A 22,798-nucleotide genomic window follows, 5' to 3' on the forward strand; every position below is an offset into this window, starting at 1 on the left:
TGCCAACACACCTCCCTTCTGTTGGTAACTATTCATTCAAGGCCTTTTGCAAAGCTTCAAGATTCTGACGCATGATGGCAATGTAATCAAGGTTGGCTGCGGTATCCTCATCGGTTAGCCCTTCGATTGGATTAAGGACCGACGTGGAAGCTCCGATTTCGGAAGCAATAGTTTCCGCAACGTTTGATGACACCAGGGTTTCGAAGAATATGGTTTTCACATCGTGCTCCTTGGCAAATTCAATAACCTCGGCCATTTGTGCTGCCGACGGCTCCTGATCCGGGGATAAACCTGCAATCGGCACCTGAGTCAATCCATACTCTCTGGCCAAATACCCGAATGCTGCATGCTGTGTGATGAAATCTTTTCGTTTGGCGTCCTTCAGCCCATCTCTAAACTCTTGGTCCAATGCCTCCAGTTTGCTTACATAAGCATCCGCGTTTGCCTTGAATGCCTCTTTATGTTCCGGAGCCGCTTCAGCCAAACCCGCTTCAATGCTGCGAACCTGCTGGACCGCCATGGCAGGGGAGAGCCACACATGCGGATCAAGTCCACCATGGTCATGCTGATGCCCGTCTTCTTCATGTTCATGGGCATGTTCGTCATGGCTGTGATCAGCCTCCTCTTCATGTTCATGAGCATGCTCGTCATGGCTGTGATCAGCATCCTCTTCATGCTCATGAGAATGGCCCGATCCTTCCATGATCTCGATTCCCTTGCTTGCCTCAATTACCGTTAACTCCGTGCCCTGAACGCTTTCCAGAACCTGATCGACCCAGCCTTCCATGCCGGCACCGTTATACACCAGCACATCGGCCTCAGTAATCCCTGCCATGTCCTGTGGTGTCGGTTCCCAATCATGCGCTTCCACACCCGGAGGAATCAGGTTCTCCACTTCCGCTAGATCGCCCGCTACCTGTCTAGTGAACTCATACATGGGATAAAAACTGGTTTTAACTTGAAGTTTTGCCGTTTCCGTGGCGGAAGTGTCCGCCGCTTGGTTGCCTTCGGGAGATGCGCTTCCCTCATTAGCCACCGTCGAATTTCCCGAACCGCATCCTGCAATAGCCAATACAGCAGATAGGGATAGTAGGGTTAACATGCGTTTAAATCTCTTCATAATTTTTATAACTCCTATTTCTATTTATTTTTTGTATCCGTCTTCGGTTCTGTATTTGCATTAATTTCTGAAAGATTACAGCAATCATTAAGAAGCCTAATAGAATGAGGGCAATCGTTCCTCCTGGGGGCGTATTCAGATAGTAAGAAGCGGTAAGCCCCGAAAAAACACCGCTCAAGCCAACAGCGACGGCAATCCCCATGGCTGCAATAAAGCCCGGCGCAATCCGGAGCGCGATCGAGGCAGGCAGCACAATCAACGCTGAAACCAGCAGCACACCGACAACCGGCATTGCAGCCGCAACCGTCATCCCCGTAAACACCGCAAACAAAAAGGAAAGGAGCGAGACTCGCGTACCGGATACCGCAGCGGTTTCCTCATCAAAAGCAAAGGTATAGAGCGGCCGGCGCAGACCGACAAAAAACAATACCCCCACTGCCGCTACCACGGCAATCAGACGAAGTTGCATATCGCTAACAGCGACAATCGATCCAAACAAATAAGAGCTGAAACTCTTGCTCAGATTTTGATTCAAGCTCATGAGAACAACTGCCAGAGCAAGACCGGAAGTCATAATAATGGCGACCGGAACCTCGCTGTAGGTGCGATAAACTCTACGAAGCTGTTCTATCACAAGCGCCCCCATGATAGCGATAGCAAAACCGCTGAGCGCGGGATTCAGTTTCAAGAAAGAACCTAACGCCACCCCTGCCAAGGAAACATGAGAGAGTGTGTCCGCCATAAGCACCTGTCGCCTCAGCATTAAAAACACACCCAGAACAGGACCGATAATGCCGATCAAACCTCCGGCCCAAAAAGCTCGCTGCATGAATTCGTAACTGAGCATCGCCATCCCTCATTCTCCTCTCGCTCCAATTGGACAACACGGTCCAGATATGGACCGATTTCTTCGAGCGAATGGGTAACCATAATGACCGTATAACCTTTCTGTTTGACATAATTGTTTAATAATCGGTACAGATCCGAACGACTCGTAACATCCATCCCTGTTGTAGGCTCATCAAGGATCAATACCTGCGGCTCATGGGCCAGGGCTCTCGCGATGCATATCCGCTGCTTCTGACCTCCCGACAATTCGCCGATCTTTCGGCTGCGATATTCCCACATTCCCACTTCCTTCAGACTGCGCTCAATGACCTCATGATCTCTGGATGTGAAGCGTTTGAACAAACCGAGGCGCGCGTAGCGGCCCGATCGCACAAGCTCAATCACTTTACTGGGAAATCCTGCGTTGAATGAGGCTACTTGCTGCGGCACATATCCAACCGATATCTTGGATCCGTCCTCCAGCACTCGCTTGAATACCACGGACCCGCTCCAAGGCTTTGCCAAACCAAGCATCAATTTCAGCAGGGTTGATTTTGCGGCACCATTGGGACCGGATATGCCGATAAATTCTCCGCTATGGATATCCAGCGACAAGTGTTCAATCACAGCCTGGTCCCCGTATCCAAAAAAGACGTCGCGCATGGAAGACAATATCATATCTCCTTCTCTTCCTTCCTTGTGACAGAAAAACCGTTTTTCTCAGTCTAAAGATTACGATTTAAGAACCCGCTATTTCTTATTTCCAATCACTTTTTCGATTTGTTTCTGTTCTCTATTAGGGTCATGCCAGTTAAGTTGTCGCCACATCAGGCTTATATTCGTCGCAAGCATCTTGTATATGTTTTCCCTGCAGCGGTTGACGTTCTATAATAGCTTTTCGTTTCGCTTTCAACACAATTTGCTCAATATCGGCAAAGCTGCACCCTTCAAGCTGGTCACAGGCTTCAGTCCATGCTGCCTCATCGCACTGAAAATCTCCGAGCAGGAGTTCCATATAATGCTGCCTTCTGTTATAGTCCGGCAACGAATACGTCATCTTTGTGTCGAACCTGCGCCATATGGCCGGATCCAAATCCTTTTCCAAATTGGTAGCAGCCATAATGATGCTCTTGTCCCCGAAGTCATCCAGACATTGCAGCAAAGTATTTACGGCACGAGCCATCTCCTTCACTTCATCGTTGCTGTCCCTCGTTCTGGCAATGGCATCAAACTCATCAAGAAAAAGAACACAGGGAAATGTGTTGGCATAATCGAATATTTTACGAATGTTGCTGCCCGTTTCGCCCAGGTGACTATGAATGATGGCATCCAGACGAACCAGGACAAGAGGAAGCTCCAGTATGTTGGCCATATAAAAGGCCGTTAAAGTTTTTCCGGTTCCGGGGGGACCGTACATGACAACCCGGTTAGGGATCGGCACGTGATGCTCCTCAAATTCCTCCCTCATTCCCAAAATGGCTATAAATTCATCCACAATTCTCTGATTGAATTCAGGCAATATCAGATGCCTGGCCTTTCTTCCGCACTCTTTAGGTGAATACACGGCTGCCATATCGATTCCTTTGGCACGAGGAATACGCTGGCTTGCATTGCTTTTGCTCATGGTCAACTGCTGCTCCTTCACTGCATAAATCGAAATTTACAGGGTTATGTGACCCAAATGACTTCATGGGTATCCATCTCAACCTGCTCCAGCACCTCTTCAAAATTTCTGCTGGGTGCGATTGTGGATAATGAAGCCCATTCGTCACCGTCGGGTTTGCCATACACACGCCATTCATGATCCTCAAGTCCGAAATTGAACAAATTCCGTCGCGTTCCAGGCACGCTGCGTCCAATCCGGCCTTTCCTCTGACAATGTGATCGTTGTTTCCCTGATTTGGTATGTTAAACGTACTTCTCCCCTTAATTCGGCGGGAACCTTCAGACCGATATAACCTTCCAGAAGGGTACGGATTCTTTTCAGAGTAAAGCTGTCCACGAAGTAACCTCCCATCAGCAAGTGCAGTCTTCAACACAACAGTGCCTTCCCTTGAGTCCCATACTTGGATCAAAGCTTCCCTTGTTCGTCCAATGCCCCAAGAAACGTTCTCAATATAAAAAGACAGCGTGCAAAATACGCTTCAAACTGTTATATCGGGAAGCGCTTTACGACTGCTTTTTATAACTGAATCGTTTCTTGAACTTATCGACGCGTCCACCAATTTCAGTATTTTTCTGTTTGCCTGTGAAGAAAGGGTGTGACGCAGAACTCGAATCTACCCGAATCACAGGATAGGTATGACCGTCTTCCCATTCCATAGTTTCTGAGGAAGTTTTCGTGGAGGCGCTAAGAAATGAATAACCGACGCTCGCATCCAGAAATATGACTTTCTGGAAGGTTGGATGTATCCCTTTTTGCATGGTGATGTCCTCTTCTTTCCGAGCCATTTGACTCTTTGTGATCATTAATCGTAATTATTACGAATAACGCCTTAGACGCATATTAAGATATAATTTCATATCTGTCAACTTTCCGGTTCATGGTATTACTCATCATTAATTCGGAGCATAAAGAAAAACCGCACACCAAGAAACAGGGTACGCGGTTCATCTTGCGCTTAATTCATACAAAGAGCCTTTAGTCCATTCTGACAATCTTCACAAGTGTTCTCAAAGATATTGTCAATGGATCGCCATTCATGGTTTAATAGTAATTATTACGGATTAGGAGAAGCATGCATGAACTCCGGTTTATTATTTGCCCGTCTCAGCTGCCCTGCAGCTGTCTACATATAGGAGGTACTGTTTTGCGCACGTGGTTATCAAAGTCCGGACTCAATCTGGCATTTCTCGTAATCATCCTTGCCATAATCTATGTGGCCCTTTTTCCGGACGTCATCTCAAACTTAAATATGCCTGTACCCGATATGGACAAAATCCAAACATTCAAAACGATGCTCATCAGCATTGTATTGGAGGCATTGCCCTATATCCTGATCGGTGTATTTGTCTCATCATTCATGCAGCTGTTTCTATCAGAACGGTGGATCGCTCGGTTCTGCCCCAAAAATCCGGTCCTCGGTTTTATATTTGCCTGTACGCTGGGCATTATCTTTCCGGTCTGTGAGTGCGGCATGATCCCAATTGTGCGGAGACTTATGGTGATGGGGATGCCTCTTTATATCGGGGTTATTTTTATATTGGTTGGACCGATCGTTAACCCTATCGTTTATGCCTCAACATATCAAGCCTTTCGTTTACAGCCAGAGATTGTTTATTCCCGAATGGGCTTGGCTCTGGTGGTTGGTCTGATCATAGGGCTTATCGTCTATAAATTTGTCTCAGGCAATCCATTGAAGAATCTGCAAACCGCCAGCCACTCCCATGCATATGATTCTTCACACGGATTGTCTCGGAACAAATTTTTTTCCATGATGGATCATGCCGCTCACGAATTTTTTGACATGGGAAAATATCTGATTATCGGTTCCATCATAACGGCAGCCATTCAGTCATTCATCCCTAGAGAACTTCTCGTTCAACTTGGACAGGGTGAGCTCGGCTCCCATCTGTTCATGATGGCATTTGCCTTTATATTGTCGATTTGCTCTACTTCGGATGCTTTTGTTGCTTCTTCTTTTCTGCAGACATTCTCCGCATCCTCTATCATCAGTTTCCTGGTATTCGGGCCTATGGTAGATTTCAAGAGCACCTTGATGATGCTGTCTGTCTTCAACAAGCGCTTTGTCTTATTCCTGATCGTTCTTACTAGCGTTACGGTCTTTATTCTCTCGATTGCGCTTGGACAAATGATGTTCTAAAGGAGGAGTGCATCAAGTGGAACACCAGCGAAATGAAGCCGTCCATTACTGGATACGGGCGATCATCCTGCTCTGCTTTTTATGTTTTATTGTCTATCTCGTCAAGACGGGGACGTTAATGTATTATATTGCACCCAGAATGAAAATCTTTATCCAGTTAGCTGCAGTCGGGCTATTTCTTCTCAGTGGCACTCAGGCATACCTGGCCATGCAAACTGCCCGAAAACGCAGCGCCATGTGTGACTGCCAATGCGGCCCGCCCAAATCAATTAAATCGAATGTCGGGATTTATTCATTGTTCATCTTTCCGTTACTGCTGGGCTTTCTCCTACCCAACACCATCATGGCCAGCAATGTTGCTTCGATAAAAGGAATGAATTTAACCCCGGTTCGACTGGATGCGGAATTGCCAAAAGACGTTCCGTCAGTTGCACCGGAAGAAATGGATTCATCCGATTCTGAACAAGACATTCCGATGGAGCGTGAAGCGTTTCCGGAGCATGAGCATTTAGAGGAATTTGCGGAGTTTGGCAAGAAAATCAACGAACTTTCTTCTGTCACCGTAAGTGATACCGGTTTTATGGAATATCTGACAACGTTCAGTCTCTACGCCGATGTTCTGACAGGAAAAAAGGTTGAGCTAACAGGGTTTGTCTATCGAGAACCCGATATGGCCGCCAATCAGTTTATCCTCTCCAGGCTGGCTGTTCAATGCTGTTCTGCGGATGCCACCCCCTACGGGATCATCGTTGAGGATGCTGCCGCTGCGACTTTGCAGAAAGACACTTGGGTTCGAGTAACGGGAACCATCGGAAAAACCAGCTACAATGATCTTGATGTCGTGAAGGTGGATGGGGAACTTATTCAAACGGTTGATGCTCCGGAAACGCCTTATGTGTACCCTTACGTAGACAATTTTAACAATCTTCTGGAGTAGTGGACCGGAGCCATATGCCCGTGACCGGATTATGTACAATAGAAAAAGAACGTCGATCAGAGCTCGGCGTTCTTAAGCAGGATGTCATATATTATTACAGACGGTATTACTTTCTCGTTCAATGAACAGTTTTTAGCTCGATTCTCTTCCACACCCGCTGCTTCCGTCTAACCTCGTTTTGAAGACTTCTTGTGTCCCCTTGTAGTTTTCTTTAATCCGTAGCCTTTTTTGTGGCCTTGGTAGCTTCTTGATAGATATCTGCGTACGTTTTTGAATCTTTAATCAGATCGTCGCAGAAAGCCGCTACGTCAGTGCCCGTCACTTCGAGCACGCCTTTCCCCAGGGACGCGCCCTCTTCAAAAAGATCGAGTATCCCCGAGAGCAAACCCGTTCCCTCGCTTAGCTCAACAGGACCGACCTTAAAGAAATATTTTTGGATCTCTTTATAAACAATCTGATACTCTCGCGGGAGCGCTTTGACACGCGCTACATGCGCCCGCCACTCTTTTTTGCCTTCAATCATATCTTTTATTCCCATGTTATCCCTCCTATTTGCCTAGTTTTTTAGCGATATTATGGTTCAGTTGCTCGCGCCACTTGTCGCGAAAAGACTTTGCCCCTTCTCCGCCAGCCAGTGCTGAACAGAAGCCTGGAATATCGTCACCTAAAACCTCCTGGACACGCTGCCCGTCCGCCGCCGTTTCTTCGAGCAGGCCAAGCACACCATCAAGAATGGGCATGAGGTTGCGACCAGTGAAATCAGAGTGCAGCCAAAGATTGGCATTAATTTGTTCCCATGCCGCTTGATAATCTGCTGGCAGCTTTTTGACTCGCGATTCAAAATCTTTCATTTCTTTTGTCATGTCGCTGCCGGTGATTTTTTCCCAGAAATTCATTAATTTCTCTCCTTTGACTCGTCGATTTTTGATGGTACGAACTCCCGTTTTTTGAAAATCGCAGGACTTATTGCGGTTTATAATTTCAAAAACAACGGCCCTCAAGCAGGCGATTGAGCATTACCGTCAGGTTAACCAGAACAATCAATCAGCGCTACTTAGTATGGCTGGTATTAATTCATACTTACTACCTCTATAAAGTATCACGCAGTAGTTGGTTTGTCAATAACGTTGCTCGGTATAACATACCCGAGGGAGCACTCCGCATCGAATGGGTCCCCGCTTTTTTACATCTTGAAATTCCGTTAATCTTCTCAAAGTACAGGGCCGACTTGGAGGCGGGCTGCATTGTTCCCCGACGTCACACTTGAAATATGCAAAAAGCGCTTGAAATGCTCATTTGCATTTCAAGCGCTAATAAAAACGTAATGTGCTAATATTCAATACGTTTTCGAGGGCATCACGGCTGCACGCCGTACCGCTCCAGAACCCGGTAAATCGCATCCGTACCGAACCGAATCGCTTCTATGGGGATACGTTCGTCCGCTGCATGAATCAGTTTGGTAAACGGCATGTCCTTGGGCAGCGGCATTGGCAGGAAGCCGTAGGTTTGGATGCCGAGTCTACCAAACCATCTTCCATCCGTTCCTCCGGGCAGCAGCATTGGCACCGGAACGGCCTCCTTATCCGCTTCAATCAGCACATCGGACAGTAAACCGAACATCCCCATGTCGGGAGCTGCTGCGCATGGATCATGGCGGAGCACTTCCAGCCCGATGCAATCAGGAATCGTGAATCGGCGAAGCTCGTCCATGAATTGCTGCGTATTGACGCCCGGCAGCGTTCGGCCGTCCAGCTCAACCGTAATTTCGCTTGGATGAACATTAATTTTCTCCCCGCCTCGAACGACGGTTGCGCTGACCGTATTACGCAGAAGCGGGGCGAACATCCCGCCCTTTTCCCCCAACACTTTCAGGATGAGACCGCTTAAGTGGGGACGCAGCATTCCTCTCAACAGCAGCGCTGGCAGTAACGGCAGCGAAGCGGCCATCCCTTCAATCATCAACCGGACCGCCGGTGTCACACGGATCGGCAGCTTATTCCTGCTGAGCGATTGAAGCATATTTCCCAGTTGCGCCATACAATCGGCTCCCGACTTGTCCATGGAGCCGTGGCCTCCTTCTCCACGGATCGTCGCTTTGAGCCAACATAGCTGCTTCTCCGCCACCATAATCGGATAAAAGGTTTTCCCCAGCGCATGGAACGTGAAGCCGCCAAATTCGCCAAGCGCATACTTAACGCCAGCAAAATAATCGGCATGCCGCTCTACCAGAAAAGAAGCCCCGTAGTCGCCCCCTGCTTCCTCATCGCTGACAATCGCCAGAATGAGATCACCGCGCAGCGGCAGCTTGTGGACATGCGCGCGGAGGAAAGCCGATACGAGCATCGCCACGCCGCCTTTCATATCAAGAGCGCCCCGCCCCCCAGACGAAGCCGCCCTCGATCTCGCCCCCGAAGGGCTCGCGGCTCCAGACCTGCTTATCGACGCCAACGACATCGACATGCCCGTACAGCAGCAGCGGCGGTGCTTCCCCGCTCCCTTTCATCCTCGCCAGCAGATTGGGCCGGGCTGGATCAAGCGCCTCTATCTGCGTCTCAATACCCGCATCCTCAAGCAGTTGCCGGATATACATGATGCATGCGGCTTCCTCGCCCGGCGGATTGGTTGTATTGAAGCGGATCAATGCCTGCAAAATCTCTACAGGAGACGGCAGCTCCGAGCCACGCCGAGCTCCATCCTGTTTCAACTCATCATTGACCAGCCGGGCACCCATGACCCCACTCCTTCCTATAATAAACTGCCCGCGTAGGGGCGGTCGGCAGGAGAAATCCCTGCCAAGCTGCGCAGGCCGAACTCACCTTGCAGCCTTGCAAGCCGCCTCTGCTGCTCTTCGGCGGACGCGCCTTTGGTACGAAACACCGATTCCAGCATCACCAGTGCTTGCCGTACATGTGCCTCCGCCACTTGCTCTCCTGTCTCCCGCAGCCGATCGACCAACTGCTGCACACCGCGGTAAGGAGAAGTGACGCCTTGTTCATATTCGGCTGCGTTCCAGTTGCGGTTGCGGACGCAAGTGGCGATAGCCAGACAACGATTAAGCAATTCAAGGGAATAAGCGTCCGCTTGCAAGCTTGCTTCAGCCAGGTATGCTTCATCCTCTTTGTCGTCAAAAGCGAATACGCGTTGTCCGTCTGTTGGAGCCAGCCGTTTCAATACATGGCCCGGACCCAGCTCCACGGCAGCGGCAATGCCAATGCTCTTCTGAAATGCAAGGACGGACGACCAATTGACGGGGTCTGTCAATCCCCTTGCCAGCATACCCCCAATCTCCGCTGTACTCCCGTAAGGCAGACCCGTCAAGGAGGAAACGACGGGAAAAGCCATTTTTCCAAACGAGACGCAGCTCAGCACTTCAGCAAATTGTGCCGCCGCCGGCGCCATTAACGGGCTATGGAAAGGCGCGCTTACCTGCAGCGGAATGACTTCGGCTCCATGGGTCAACAGTCTTTCGGAGGCTTCATGGACGGCCTCTTTGTGTCCCGAAATCACCGTTTGTGAATCTGAATTCATATTCGATACCACAACCATACGGCTTCCATCCGTGCAGCGTGCGCTGGTTTCCAGACATACATTGGCTACAACATCGGAACTCGGCCCATTCACGGCGGCCATCGCGCCGACATCTGCCGCGGCGGCCCTTTGCATCAACTCGCCGCGGCTGCGCACGAGCCGGAGCGCATCCGGAAACGTTATGGCTCCCGCACAGGTTAAAGCGGTAATCTCGCCCAGGCTGTGGCCGGCAGCCATCGCAGGCAGGTATCCCCATTCCCGGCTGTAGACGCGGTACATCGACACGCCAAGCGCGAGAATGGCGGGCTGGGCATTGTCCGTCCGCGTCAGCTCCGTCAACGGTCCCTCATACATCAGGCTATCAAGACGCATGCCCAGCGCCTCATTCGCTTCCTGTATCGTTGCCTTGACAACCGCATACCGCTCACTCAGCGCTCTTCCCATTCCGACGCGCTGCGAGCCCTGACCTGGAAACCATATCGCATGTTTGTTCAGCATCTTCATCACGCTCCTCAAGGTCAGATCGGGGCAAGCGCCTCGGTCAGAATTTTGTTTATCACCGCTACAACATCTTGTTCCTGCTCATGCAGGAAAAAATGTCCGCCTTCAAACAGCATCAGCTCACACCCTCCCGTCGCATAACGCCCCCATTCACCGAGCGGGCCTTTGACGCAGCCGTCATCCTTGCCGCTCAAGATGGTGAGCCGGAGCGGCAGCTGCGCCCGCATTCGATGCTCGTATTCACCGACAAGCCTGAAGTCGGCTCTTAAGATCGGCATAAACAGATCCAGCAGCTCCCGATGCCGGAACAGCTCGTCCGGCATGCCGCCGAGTCGTTTCAATTCATCAAGAAACTCTTCTTCCGGAAGCATATGGATCCGGCGAGTCTCCACCTGCTCACAATGCGGCGCCCCTCTGCCGGAGAGGAAGACTGCCACAGGCAGCGGAAATCCTTCCTCCCGCAGCGCATGCAGCAGCTCATACCCGAGCAGGCAACCCATGCTGTGGCCGAATAGAGCATATGAATCGGAGCCAAGCGCCGTCTTCTGCACCAGCGGCAGCAAATCCTGCACGGCCTCCGCCGTGTCCGCATAGAACGGCTCGCCCATGCGGCTTCCTCTGCCCGCCAGTTCGGCCGGTACCAGACGCACGTCAGGATGCAGCTGGTTCGTCCAGCGCTTGTACACTTGTGCGGAGCCACCAGCATATGGCAAACAAATTAATGATATCGCAATAACGCCCGCCTCCCGGGTAACATATTGACGCAATCGGGCTCTACGCCCCGGCGACAAGCGCTGTCCAGAACGCTTTTTCCTTCACGAACAATTCATCCGCGAGCGCCAGCTCTCTGCCCCGTTCAAAGTCTCCTGTCACAAAACGGTCCTTCACCAGATCCCATCCGTCCCTCACTGCGCCAAGCTGACCGGACAGCGACTCAAACAGAGCTTCGCCGATGAGGTTCTTCTCCCGCATGGAGCGGAGCAGCGACACGTTGGCGATATGCCGGTTGCAAATGATGTTGACGCCGACAAGGCCATAGGTCAAATGAGCTTGCTTCTTCTCCGGTTCGGAATCTACATTCCACATGCCCTCTATGGAGAACTTGCCAAGCTCTCTCGCCAGCCGCTCCGCATTTTCCACCACTTCAGCCAGCCTCAACTCGTAGGGCTGAACCTTTTCATGCAGGTTGTATACGTAGAAGGCAGGCCCCAAATAGTTCGGATTCACGTTGTATTCCGAGTTGCCGTACGCCTTGAGCAGCCTTTCCTCCGGCACCTCGTGCTCCTCGTAGCCCGCAAGCGTATCGTCAATGACGTAGAAGATGCCGCGCTCCTTGTCGTATCCGTTAAACAGCGAATAATGATACCAATGGAATGTTTTCCAGGCCATACTGCCCGGCAGCCAGTCATACAGATCGACGTTTACGCTCAAGTTGCGTCCGCCCGCAAGCATCGCCCTGATTTCTTCCAGCACCGTTTCCTTGCTGCGGAAATGACCAGGCTCGATATAGCGGAACACCTGCGATAGCGGAAATCTGACCGGATCGTCCATATAATACAGTGTGTCAATGGTGGGGTAGCGGAAATCCTTGTCCGTTGCGGCCTCCCAAGGGTAGTAACGGTAAATATTCAAATACGCCGCATCCCTATAGCTGGGCTCCACCGACACCGCAATAGAGAACGCCTGGTTCAGCATGCAGTTCATCCAAAACTCGTTAAACGGTTTCCTTTTCATGGACAGCTTCATCGTTCGCCGCCTCCTTAGGCTTAGAATGTTGGTTCATACAAGCTTGCTTGCTGCAAGCACGGCATTGATTCTATTCTGTGCTCCGTCTTCTACCAGCGCGCGTAGGATCACCGCATAATCATGCGACAGCGCCCGGACGGTCTCCTCCCGGAAAAGACTTGTCGCATATTCCAGCGCAAAATCGATCCTGCCGTCCTGCTCCAGCGCCTCAAGCGTTAGATCAAATTTACTTACGCCCGGATCGAACTCCTTAGGGTCGAATTCAATGCCGCCCGAACGGTAAGCGACGCGATCGATATTTTGCAGAATAAACATCGTATCAAACAGTGGATTGCGGCTGCGATCCTGATCGATTCCCAGCTTTTGCACCAAATCCTCGAACGGATAATTCTGGTGCTCCAGCGCCCGCAGCACATCCTCGTGCAGCTCAGACAAATAGTCGCCCACGGTCCGGTACGATTCCGGAAAGCTGCGAATCGCGACCGTATTGACAAACATCCCGATCAACCCTTCCAGTCCCGCATGATTGCGGCCCGCTACCGGCGTGCCGATAATGATATCCTCCTCACCGCTCCATTTGCTAAGCAGCATCGCATAAGCTCCGAGCAGCACGGTATACAACGTCGTGCCCCGCTCACGTGCAAATGCCTTGATCTGAAGTGTCAGCTCTTCATCCAGTCTGAAGTTGATCAGACCGCCCTCGAAGCTTTGCAGTTGCGGCCTTGGCAAGGCCGACTTGAGCTCAAGCGTCGGCAGCTCCCCATCGAACGCCTCCAGCCAGTAGCGCTCATGCCCCATATAGGCTTCGCTGCCGATCTGTTCTTCTTGCCATACCGTGTAATCCCGGTACTGGATATCCAGCTCCGGAAGCTCGCCGCCGCCGTACAACGTGGTCAGTTCCTGCAGCAGGACGCTGACGGAGACGCCGTCAGTAATAATATGATGAAAGTCCAGCAGCAGCAGATGGCGTTCCTCGCCAAGCGGGATTAATCCTGCCCGGAACAGCGGAAGACTGCCGAGATCAAACGGACGGATAAAGCGCTCCATCAGTGTGCTGATGCCGCCGAACAATCCTTCCTCTCCGCCTTCCCCTAGCAGCTTGACCGCAGCCATTCTCAGCCTGGCGCCCCGCTCCAGCGTAAATACCGGCTCTGCATGTATACGTTGACGGAACTCGTCCTCCTCGTGATGAAATGTCGTTCTGAGCGATTCATGGCGGCTTATCATCGCAAGGAAAGCTTCCTCCAGCCGCTCCACATCGAGCTTGCCCTGCATATGCACGGCGAACGGCACATGGTACATCATTGCCTCGCCCGAGATCAGCCCCATCATAAATTGGCGGCGCTGCGCTCTTGACATCGGATAGTGCTCGAGCTCCGGCTGCTTCGGAATGCGCGCGGTAGCCGCGGTTTCACTAGTATCCAGATGGGCCGCTAAACCTTCAAGCGTAGGATTCATAAAAATCTCGCGCAGCGGCATTTGAATGCTAAAGCGTTCCGCAATGCGGCTGACCATGCCTGCGGCCTTCAGGGAATGACCGCCAAGCTCAAAAAAGCTGTCCTTGGCGCTGATGACATCCGTACCAAGCAGATCCTTCCAAATCTCCGCCAGCTTGCGCTCGGTATCCGTTGAAAGCGGAACGAGCTCTCGTGTGTTCGCATCGGACGGTTCCGGCTTCGGGAGCGCCCTTCTGTCGATTTTGCCCGTTGGCGTAAGCGGAATGTCATCCAGAACGACCATGAAGGGCGGAAGCATATAGGAGGGCAGCTTATCACGGAGATATTCACGCAGCTGCGCGGGCAACCTACCGGATGGCGCCTCGCCGCCTTGCTCCGTATCCGTTGCTACGGCGTTCTGCAGGACAACATACGCACAAAGCGCATATTCCCCATCCTCTTCCTGAAAAGCGGTGACAACCGTTTCCTTCACCTGCTCATGGCGAAGCAGTTGCTGCTCGATTTCACCGATTTCAATCCGGTGACCCCTGATTTTCACCTGGAAATCGCGGCGCCCCCCATAGACAAACTCCCCATTTTCAAGTCTGCGTCCAAGATCACCCGTGCGATACATGCGTTCGCCCGGCACATACGGATTCGGCACAAAAGCGACATCCCATTCGGGATGGCTGAGATACCCACGCCCGACGCCCGGTCCGCCAATGCAAATTTCGCCCGTCACACCGGTCGGCTGCAGCTTCATTCCTTCGTCAAGCACCATCATGAGAGAACCTTCAATCGGTGTCCCGATCGATATGTCCTCGCCTTCAGTCACTTCACGGATGGAGGTCCACACCGTCGTCTCCGTCGGACCGTACAAATTAAACAATCTGGCTCCGGTAGCTGCGCGCAGCCTGCCGAGCACATCAAGCCTCAGCGGCTCCGCCCCGATCATCAATATGCGCAGCTTGTGCAAGCCGTCCGTTTCGCCTCGCTGATCCATCCACCACTTGAAGCGCGAAGGCGTAATTTGCAGCACATCGACGCCGTGCTTGTCGATCAGGCCTTGCAGTAAAGCGGCGTCGCTCCGTTCCTCTTCGTTTGCCAATACAATCCGCATACCCAGCGTAAGCGGCAGCAGATTTTCAACGACAAAAATATCAAAGGACGACCGATGCCATCGCCAGGATGCGCTGGCTCTTCTCAAACGGAATCCGCTCTCGGAAGCCGCTGATGAAATGAGCCAGCCCGCGATGCTCGATCATCACACCTTTGGGGCGCCCGGTCGAGCCCGACGTATACAGCACATACGCCAAATGGTCCGGCTTATGGATACATTCCGGATTGCCTCTGTCCGCCGCATACAGCTCCGGATCGTCCAGATACATCTCGGCAGCGGCTCTCGTTGCGAATCCCGCATATGTTTTTTCCGTCAGCAGAAGCGCTTCGCCGCAATCCTCAAGCATCCAGTCAATCCTTTCTTTCGGGTATGCGGGATCAATGGCGACATAGGCGCCTCCGGCTTTCAGAACACCCAGAATACCGACAAGCAGCAGCGGGCTGCGGGACGCCATTAGAGCGACCATGCTTTCAGGCCCCACACCCTTCGCCCGCAAGGAATGGGCAAGCCGATTCGCGCGTTCGTTCAGTTCGGCGTACGTCACCATCTCCGCGCCGAATTGAATCGCCGCCGCATCCGGCGTGCGCGCCGCCTGGCACTCCACTTCCTGCACGAACCCCGTCCATTCCGCCGTTGCTTGCGCGGAAACCGCACCTGGGCCTACTTGCCGCTCTGTCATGTCCTTGTCTGCTCGAGTTTCCATCCTGCCATTGCCCCCCTCTTTACTTGCGGCCTGTACCGGTATGCTTCCTCCACCCAATATAGCCAACAATTGCTTCCGCTCGCTCTCACTCATCAGCTCAAGCTCGCCAACCGTGCGACCCTGCGATCTGCACATCTCCTGCACGAGTACGGCATAGCTTTCCGCCATGCGTCGCGCCGTTTCCTCATGAAATAAATCCGTTGCATATTCCAGCTGCAGCTCGATTTCCGCTTCCCGCTCCACCGCTTCCAGCGTCAGGTCAAACTTGCTTGTCCCCGACTCGAACGGTATTTCGTCAAAGACGAGCCCGCCTGCTTCCATCACTGGCCGGTTCATATTTTGCAAGACAAACATGGCGTCAAACAAAGGATTGCGGCTTCTGTCCGCATCAATCTTCAACCCTTCGACCAGCTCCTCGAAAGGATACATTTGGCGCGAAAGCGCCTCAACGACATGGTTATGCAGCTCTGCTATATAAGCTCTTACCGTCTTGAGTCTTTCCGGCCTTGTCCGCAGCGCCAGCGTGTTGACGAACATGCCGATCATGCCATGCGTATCGGCATGCTCCCTGCCGGCGGAGGGGGTGCCCACAATCACTTCGGTCTGACCGCTGTATTTGGCCAGCATCGCGGCAAAAGCACCCAGCAGCACCGTATACAGCGTCGTCTTTTCTTCCCGCGCGAGCTTTCGCGCCGCCGCGGTTGTCACTGCGTCCAGCCGGAACGAATGGCGGCGGCCTTTATAGCTCGGCAGAGACGGCCGCGGTCGATCCGTTGGCAGCTCCAGCACAGGAAGCTTGCCTTCGAAGATTTCCATCCAGTACCTCTCATGCTCCGCATAAGCGGTATCGGCAAATCCGGCCTCCTGCCACACCGCATAATCGCTGTATTGTACGCGCTGCTCTGGCAGCGCTTGTCCGGCATACAGCCGCGACAGCTCATTCACCAGCAAACCGGAGGTATACACCATCCGTAATCATGTGATGAATATCCAGCAGCAGCAGATGCTCTTCCTCGTTCAACCGGAGCAGCCCTGCCCGCAGCAGCGGCAGCTTGTCCAGATGAAACGGGCGCTGGAAGACTTCCATCAGACGCGTCACCTCAGCAAAGTCTGACGGCGCTCCCCGAAGGAACTCGTCCCTGGTGATCGCTGCGGGGTCAAGCGTCTCCAGCTTAAAGTCATACGGCGGATGAACCATTTGCCTGAACTCGTCCTTTGTCATATGAAAGGTTGTCCGCAAACTTTCGTGGCGACCGATCAGCGCCGTAAACGCGTCTTCCAGCCGCGCCGCATCCAGCCTGCCCTGCAAGCGGAGCGCGAACGGCACATGATACATGGTGGCGTCACCGCCCAGCATCTGCATCATATATTGGCGGCGCTGAGCGCGCGACATCGGATACCACTCCCGCCGCTCCGCCTTCGGGATCGGCTCGACCACCGCAGCGGCATCGACCCGCTCCTTCAGCCAGGTGGCCATTTCCGCAATGGAGGTAAGTTCGAATATCAGGCTGAGTGGAACATGGGCTCCCGTCGCCTGCTCCAGCTTGCCCGCCAGTACCGCAGCCCTCAAGGAGTGGCCGCCAAGCTCGAAAAAGTCGTCGTGAATACCGATTGGCCCAGCCGTATCGCCCAGCACTTCCTTCCAAATGGCGGCAACGCGCTCTTCCATCCCGTCTCGCGGCAGCTCTGCCTCTCTCCGTTCCCAAGGCCCGAATTCCGGCTCCGGCAAGGCGCGCCGGTCCACTTTCCCATTCGGCGTCAGCGGTATTGCATCAATTGCCGCGATATAGGCCGGAATCATCGCCTCCGGCAGCTTGTCTTTCAGCCGTCTTCGCCATTCCCGCGAAGGGAGTTTGTCCGAAGCGACCACATACGCGCACAGCTCCTTGTTGCCGCTTGCCTGCTCGCGGACGATCACAACCGCATCCTCCACCTCGGGAAAGGAAATCAATTGCGAACGAACCTCATTCATTTCAATCCGCACACCTCTGATTTTCACCTGTTGGTCGGCCCGGTCCACATACATCACGTTGCCGTCCGGCAGCCACTTCGCGATATCGCCGGTGCGATACATGTAGCGGCTCTCACGGTACGGATGGGGCAAAAAGCGCTCTGCTGTCATGTCCGGCTTGTTCACATAACCGTCGGAAAGACCGCTGCCGGCAATATACAGCTCCCCGGCTGCATTAATCGGAGCAAGCTGGCCGCCATAACCGAATATATAAATTTCCACATTGTGCATCGGGCCGCCAATCGGTACATAGCCGCCGCGATAAGCGCCCGGCTTGTACGCGTACATATTAGAGCAAACCGTCGCCTCCGTCGGTCCGTAGCCGTTCATAATCCGAATCTTTGGATTCAGCTTCGTATACAGCTCCAGCGTTTCGTCTTGAATCGGCTCAACCCCAACGAGCATTTTGTCCAGCGTAATCGCGGCAGCCGATTGCTCCAGCAGCCGCGCAACCTCCTTCAGCAAAGACGGAGGCAAATAAGCGAATGTAATGCGCTCACCCACAATCACCTCGGCAATTCGCCGCGGGTCAAGCAGTGTCGGCTCCGGGTAGAGCACCGTGCAAGCCCCGAACATCAGCGGCATAAACAGCTCCGCCACGCTGACGTCAAACGAAATATTGGTCAGGCTGAGACATCTGTCACTCTCACCGTATTGTCCGTCGAAAAACCTCCTGAGCGAATGTCCGAAATTGTAAAAGCTACGGTGCGGCACCATGACGCCCTTCGGCTGACCCGTAGAACCGGAAGTATAAATGACATACATCAGATCGGCGGCGTCTCGCGGCCATGCGGTGGCAGCTTCGTCTCCGCCGGAGAACAGCGCCTCATCCGCCATGTCCAGCACCTGCAAGGAGGCTGGCACACTGCTCGCGGCTACGGAATGCGCGCTGTCCGCGAAGACCAGCTCCGCACCGCTGTCCTCCAGCATATAGCGGATGCGTTCTCCGGGATAATGCGGATCCACAGGCATATATGCGCCTCCGACTTTCATAACCGCGAGCATAGCGGTCAGCATGGGGATGGAGCGCTCCGCCATGACGCCGACTACGCTGCCGCGTCCTACACCTTTGGCGCGCAAGGTTTGCGCCAGCGCATCGGTACGGCGATCCAGCTCCTGATAAGTCATGGATTCACCGCCGCAAGATACGGCTGGCAAATCAGGAACGGCCAACGCCTGCTCCTTGAAGCAATCATGCAGACAGCGCGGCGGCGGAAAGTCAGCTTCGCGTCTCCCCATTGCCAGCATATGCAGACGCTCCGACTCCGTCAGCATCTCCGCTTCGCCGAGCGCGGCGCCCGGACGGAGCGTCACGCTGCGCAGCAGCTGCACATAATGCCGCATGAACCGCTCGGCTGTCGCGCGGTGAAACAAATCAGTATTATATTCGACGACAAGCCGCAATTCCGCTCCATGCTCCACAGCCTGAATCATCAAATCATATTTGGCCGTGCCATGCTCAAAGCGCTGGTGGCGATACGACAATCCCGCTGATGAAGAATTTGGAATACCCAGATTTTGCATGATAAACATCGTGTCAAACAGTGGACTCCGGCTAGCGTCCCTTCTGTCCATCCATTGCGCAATTTCCTCGAAGGGATAATCAGCGTGGGCGTAAGCCCCGGTTGCCATCTCTTTCACTTCAGACAAAAAGGCACTGAACGGCTTGTCCGCGCGCGGATAGGCGCGCAGCGGCAGCGTGCCTGTGAACATGCCCGCGACCGCTTCCAGTTCGCGCCTTGTCCGTCCCGCAATCGGCGTGCCGACGACAATGTCCTCGGCCCCCGTATAGTGGGCGAGGAAAGTGTAATACGCAGATAGCAGCACCATGAACGGAGTCGTGCCCGATTCGGCCGCGAGGCTGCGCACAGCCGCCATCAATTCGGCCTCGACGTAAACGTCAAACGTTTCGCCACGATTGCCTTTGACAGGCGGTCGCGGGGCAACGGTCGGAAGCGCAAGCGTCGGCCAGTCTCCCCGGCATTGCTCGCGCCAATACCGTTCGGCGCTTCCGGAGAGCGGTCTGCTCTCCCGCCATACCGCATAATCCTTGTATTGCAGCGGCAGTGGCGGCAACGAACCGCCCTGATATAGAGTCATCAGGTCGGACAAAAGAATACCCGCCGACATGCCGTCGGATGCAATATGATGCATATCAATAAAAAGCACATGGCGCTCCGGTCCCAGCGTCAGCAAGGCTGCACGAAGCAGTGGAGCCTTATCGAGCCTGAATGGCAAGAACATGCTTTGCAGCAGGCCGTCTGCTTCCGCTTCATCGGCCTCCTTGCGGACCAGGTGAAAAGGTATGGCGGCATGAACACGCTGCCTGATTTCGCCGTCGATGACGTGGAAGCTGGTGCGAAGCGTCTCGTGACGCTCCACGATAGCTTGCAAGGCGGCCTCCAGTCGATCTGCATCAATGTCCCCGTCCAAGTGCAATAGTTCCGGCAAATTGTAGCTGCGATCTTCGGGCAACGCCTGCTGCTGCAAATACATGCGTTTCTGCGGGGATGACACCGGATAATGCTCTTGCGGTGCCGCCTTTGGAATCGGCTCCAATCTATGTCCGGACAAAGAGTAGGAGGCTTGGCCGGTCAACAGCCTGCCATGCCCGTCTGCTCCTGCCAAGCCAAAGCTAATGGACACTGCTTGTCCGCCATGCTCGCCGTTCGCCTCGTGTCTGCTGTTTTGAGCGGCTTTCGTTTGCTCAACGTTGTTTCGATTGTTCGTTCTTTGCGCTGTCGTAACGCCGTTCTCCCTGAGCCGCTGCTCGATCAGGACCGTTAACGAAGGCAGATCCGCATGCCCTAACAAATCCGCCACCTGAATGTGAATACCCGCAAGCTCGCTGAGCTGATTTACAATTTTGAGCGCAATAATGGAATCTCCGCCAAGTTCATAAAAATCGGCATTCGCAGGCAGCTCGTCATAACCGAGCAGCGCACCCCAGACATCTGCGACATGCTGCTCCCATTCCAGACCGGAACGCTCCCCGGTTAACGCAACGCCGCGGCGGCGCTGACTCTTCATCCCGCCGCTCCGCCGAAGCGTGGCTTGCCATCTGTCAAACGTCTCGTTCATTTCTTGCCCAAGCTCCTCGGGAATATCTCCACCGATCGAATATCCGCTCCAGTGCGCAAATGGTTTGTGAAGCGTCGCTCCGGCGCGCGCCTCCTGCACCCAACAACGGGGAGAATCGAAAGGATACGTCGGAAGCGGCAGCCGATGGCGGCGCTGTCCTAGGTAGAACGCCTTCCAGTCGATCTCGTATCCGCCCACGTAACGTTGGCCCATCTCCAGCGCTTCTATTTCCCGTTCGTCTGGAACGGGTTGCTGCCGCATATTCCCGGCTGCTGCCGTATTGACCGTCCCAAAACGAACGTTCGGCAGCGCAAGGCCGGCCAAGCCGCTTTTGGCTGCGGCATGCAAGGTCTCGGCAAGCTCTTCCCAATGGCTTGCCACAATCGCCAGCCGATACCGATGGGCTCCCCGGCCGACGGCCAAGGTGTAGCAAAGATCGGCCAGGCTGCCGCTCTCATCGCTGCGATGCTGCGCAGCCCAGTCCCGCATGAGCAGCACGAGCCGCTCCAGTGCCGTCAAACTGTGCGCGGACAAGCAGAAGAGCTCCGCTCTGTCCGAGCGGCCCGAAGGTATTCCGGCTGGGGCCTCCTCCAGCACAACATGGCAGTTGGTCCCGCTCATGCCAAACGCGCTTACTCCGCATCTTCTTGCTTCGCCGTCCGTCTCCCATGGCGTCAATTCGTCATTGACATAAACGGGCGAATCCACAAACGGAATGTTGCGGTTCGGCGAGCGGTAATGAAGCGTTGGCGGAAGCTGCTTGTGGACAAGCGACAGGATCGCCTTGAGCAGCCCTGCAATACCGGCGGCATGGTCGAGATGGCCGATATTGGTTTTCAGCGAGCTGATCGCGCAAAATTGGCGTTTGTCGGTATATCGCCGGAAGGCGCGCGTCAGCCCGTCGATTTCGATCGGGTCGCCAAGCGGGGTGCCCGTGCCGTGCGCCTCCATGTATGTCACCGTTTCGGGATCAATGTCCGCATCCTGCCAGGCACGCGCAATGACGTCCTCCTGCGCGAGAGCGTTCGGAGCAGTAATGCCGACCGAACTGCCGTCCTGATTCATCGCGCTGCCTTTGATGACGGCATAAATGTGGTCGCCATCCTCCTGCGCGCGGGAGAGCGGCTTCAGCAGCAGCGCAATCACGCCGTCGCCGATACCCGTTCCGTCCGCCGAGTCGTCGAACGTTCTGGCCCGGCTGTCGCTTGACTCGATGCCAAGGCGTATGCCGGTATCCAGCGGGAGCACGTTAATTTTGACACTGCCCGCAATCGCTGCCTCGCATTCGCCGCTGCGGATCGATTGGCATGCCAGATGGACCGCTACCAACGAGGAGGAGCAGGCGGTATCCACACTGATCGCCGGTCCGCGCAAATTAAGCAAATACGAAATCCGGCTCGGTATCATGGAGCTCAGATTGCCGGGCGCCGCCATGGACAAGGCCTCCGGGTCCAGCGCTTCGATGATTCGCTTGTAATCATGCAGCATGTCCCCGTTATAGCCGATAAAGACGCCTGTGCGCGAACCGTGCAGCGCATCTCCGCCGTACCCCGCATTCTCAACCGCGCCCCAGGCCGTCTGCAGGAACAGGCGCTGCGCCGGGCTCATCAGCGAGGCTTCCGTTGGGACGAAAGTCCGAAAAAAGAATAGTCAAAACCTGAAATATCTTCGATATACGCCCCGTCAAAAAAGGAAACGGGGCCAGTTTGCGTCTCCATGCGGCGCAAATACGGCTTCAATTCCTCCTTGCGGGACTCCGGAAACCCGCCTACCAGATCCTTGCCGTTCTGCAGAAGCTCCCAGAAGGCATCGTGCGATTCCGCGCGCGGCAGCTTGGCGGATATCCCGACAATTGCAATATCCTTGAGGGAAACATTGGAGACGGAGCCCCCGCTCCGCCCCTTCCGCCCGGATGTGTCCTTTTTGGTATCCAGCAAATCCAGTTGAAACATGACACTATTCC

At 53.9% G+C, this 22,798-nt stretch carries 20 protein-coding genes; 2 read left to right on the plus strand and 18 right to left on the minus strand.

Annotation, left to right across the window (positions count from 1 at the left end; all coding sequences use genetic code 11):
* Positions 1 to 28: 28 nt before the first annotated feature.
* The 7 genes from PVOR_RS15280 to PVOR_RS15305 form a co-directional block, all read right to left on the minus strand.
* On the minus strand, positions 29 to 1,120 hold the full coding sequence (locus tag PVOR_RS15280; protein WP_006210216.1) for a metal ABC transporter substrate-binding protein: 1,092 nt from the start codon (positions 1,118 to 1,120) through the stop codon (positions 29 to 31).
* Positions 1,107 to 1,973: a metal ABC transporter permease gene (locus PVOR_RS15285; protein ID WP_006210217.1), complete on the minus strand. Its 867-nt coding sequence runs from the start codon at positions 1,971 to 1,973 to the stop codon at positions 1,107 to 1,109. The genes PVOR_RS15280 and PVOR_RS15285 overlap by 14 nt, the downstream gene beginning before the upstream one ends.
* The gene (locus PVOR_RS15290; RefSeq protein ID WP_006210218.1) at positions 1,919 to 2,626 is read right to left on the minus strand and encodes a metal ABC transporter ATP-binding protein; all 708 of its coding nucleotides are present in this window, start codon (positions 2,624 to 2,626) and stop codon (positions 1,919 to 1,921) included. Before PVOR_RS15290 ends, PVOR_RS15285 begins: the two co-directional genes overlap by 55 nt.
* 133 nt (positions 2,627 to 2,759) lie before the next feature.
* Positions 2,760 to 3,572 carry an AAA family ATPase gene (locus tag PVOR_RS15295; protein WP_006210219.1) on the minus strand — a complete coding sequence of 271 codons (813 nt, stop codon included), beginning with the start codon at positions 3,570 to 3,572 and terminating at the stop codon, positions 2,760 to 2,762.
* A gap of 44 nt (positions 3,573 to 3,616) precedes the next feature.
* Positions 3,617 to 3,775: a DUF3024 domain-containing protein gene (locus tag PVOR_RS29680; protein ID WP_006210221.1), complete on the minus strand. Its 159-nt coding sequence runs from the start codon at positions 3,773 to 3,775 to the stop codon at positions 3,617 to 3,619.
* Positions 3,756 to 3,950, minus strand: a complete 195-nt coding sequence (locus PVOR_RS31810; RefSeq protein WP_006210222.1) for a DUF3024 domain-containing protein — start codon at positions 3,948 to 3,950, stop codon at positions 3,756 to 3,758. The genes PVOR_RS29680 and PVOR_RS31810 overlap by 20 nt, the downstream gene beginning before the upstream one ends.
* A gap of 167 nt (positions 3,951 to 4,117) precedes the next feature.
* Positions 4,118 to 4,372 (minus strand): type B 50S ribosomal protein L31, encoded by a 255-nt coding sequence (locus PVOR_RS15305; protein ID WP_006210223.1) that lies wholly within the window; start codon positions 4,370 to 4,372, stop codon positions 4,118 to 4,120.
* 386 nt (positions 4,373 to 4,758) lie between these two features.
* Between PVOR_RS15305 and PVOR_RS15310 the strand changes: the two genes are divergently transcribed.
* Together PVOR_RS15310 and PVOR_RS15315 are read left to right on the plus strand one after the other, a co-directional pair.
* Complete coding sequence (locus PVOR_RS15310; RefSeq protein ID WP_006210224.1) at positions 4,759 to 5,772, plus strand: permease; 1,014 nt, start codon at positions 4,759 to 4,761, stop codon at positions 5,770 to 5,772.
* Positions 5,773 to 5,788: 16 nt separating this feature from the next.
* Complete coding sequence (locus PVOR_RS15315) at positions 5,789 to 6,709, plus strand: TIGR03943 family putative permease subunit (RefSeq protein ID WP_006210226.1); 921 nt, start codon at positions 5,789 to 5,791, stop codon at positions 6,707 to 6,709.
* Between the two features lie 211 nt (positions 6,710 to 6,920).
* Here the strand turns inward: PVOR_RS15315 and PVOR_RS15320 are convergent, their stop codons facing one another.
* From PVOR_RS15320 to PVOR_RS31835, 11 genes are all read right to left on the minus strand, one after another.
* Positions 6,921 to 7,247 carry a DUF1048 domain-containing protein gene (locus PVOR_RS15320; protein WP_006210227.1) on the minus strand — a complete coding sequence of 109 codons (327 nt, stop codon included), beginning with the start codon at positions 7,245 to 7,247 and terminating at the stop codon, positions 6,921 to 6,923.
* Between the two features lie 10 nt (positions 7,248 to 7,257).
* Positions 7,258 to 7,605, minus strand: a complete 348-nt coding sequence (locus PVOR_RS15325) for a DUF1048 domain-containing protein (RefSeq protein WP_006210228.1) — start codon at positions 7,603 to 7,605, stop codon at positions 7,258 to 7,260.
* 460 nt (positions 7,606 to 8,065) lie between these two features.
* Positions 8,066 to 9,070 (minus strand): M20/M25/M40 family metallo-hydrolase, encoded by a 1,005-nt coding sequence (locus tag PVOR_RS15330; protein WP_006210229.1) that lies wholly within the window; start codon positions 9,068 to 9,070, stop codon positions 8,066 to 8,068.
* A 1-nt stretch (position 9,071) separates the two neighbouring features.
* A complete protein-coding gene (locus PVOR_RS31815) occupies positions 9,072 to 9,440 on the minus strand; it encodes a hypothetical protein (protein WP_006210230.1) in 369 nt (122 codons plus the stop codon).
* Positions 9,441 to 9,454: 14 nt separating this feature from the next.
* The gene (fabD, locus tag PVOR_RS15335; protein WP_006210231.1) at positions 9,455 to 10,735 is read right to left on the minus strand and encodes an ACP S-malonyltransferase; all 1,281 of its coding nucleotides are present in this window, start codon (positions 10,733 to 10,735) and stop codon (positions 9,455 to 9,457) included.
* A 20-nt stretch (positions 10,736 to 10,755) separates the two neighbouring features.
* Positions 10,756 to 11,529 carry a thioesterase II family protein gene (locus tag PVOR_RS15340; protein ID WP_081742743.1) on the minus strand — a complete coding sequence of 258 codons (774 nt, stop codon included), beginning with the start codon at positions 11,527 to 11,529 and terminating at the stop codon, positions 10,756 to 10,758.
* Positions 11,513 to 12,484, minus strand: a complete 972-nt coding sequence (locus PVOR_RS15345; protein WP_006210234.1) for a hypothetical protein — start codon at positions 12,482 to 12,484, stop codon at positions 11,513 to 11,515. Before PVOR_RS15345 ends, PVOR_RS15340 begins: the two co-directional genes overlap by 17 nt.
* A 33-nt stretch (positions 12,485 to 12,517) precedes the next feature.
* Complete coding sequence (locus PVOR_RS31820; protein WP_006210236.1) at positions 12,518 to 15,127, minus strand: condensation domain-containing protein; 2,610 nt, start codon at positions 15,125 to 15,127, stop codon at positions 12,518 to 12,520.
* Positions 15,081 to 16,712: a non-ribosomal peptide synthetase gene (locus tag PVOR_RS32560; protein ID WP_006210237.1), complete on the minus strand. Its 1,632-nt coding sequence runs from the start codon at positions 16,710 to 16,712 to the stop codon at positions 15,081 to 15,083. Before PVOR_RS32560 ends, PVOR_RS31820 begins: the two co-directional genes overlap by 47 nt.
* A complete protein-coding gene (locus tag PVOR_RS31830) occupies positions 16,681 to 22,443 on the minus strand; it encodes a non-ribosomal peptide synthetase (RefSeq protein ID WP_268741796.1) in 5,763 nt (1,920 codons plus the stop codon). The genes PVOR_RS32560 and PVOR_RS31830 overlap by 32 nt, the downstream gene beginning before the upstream one ends.
* Positions 22,443 to 22,787 (minus strand): beta-ketoacyl synthase N-terminal-like domain-containing protein, encoded by a 345-nt coding sequence (locus tag PVOR_RS31835; protein WP_234972949.1) that lies wholly within the window; start codon positions 22,785 to 22,787, stop codon positions 22,443 to 22,445. Before PVOR_RS31835 ends, PVOR_RS31830 begins: the two co-directional genes overlap by 1 nt.
* Positions 22,788 to 22,798 lie beyond the last annotated feature (11 nt).

This window comes from Paenibacillus vortex V453 (assembly GCF_000193415.1).
Classification (GTDB): domain Bacteria; phylum Bacillota; class Bacilli; order Paenibacillales; family Paenibacillaceae; genus Paenibacillus_AQ; species Paenibacillus_AQ glucanolyticus.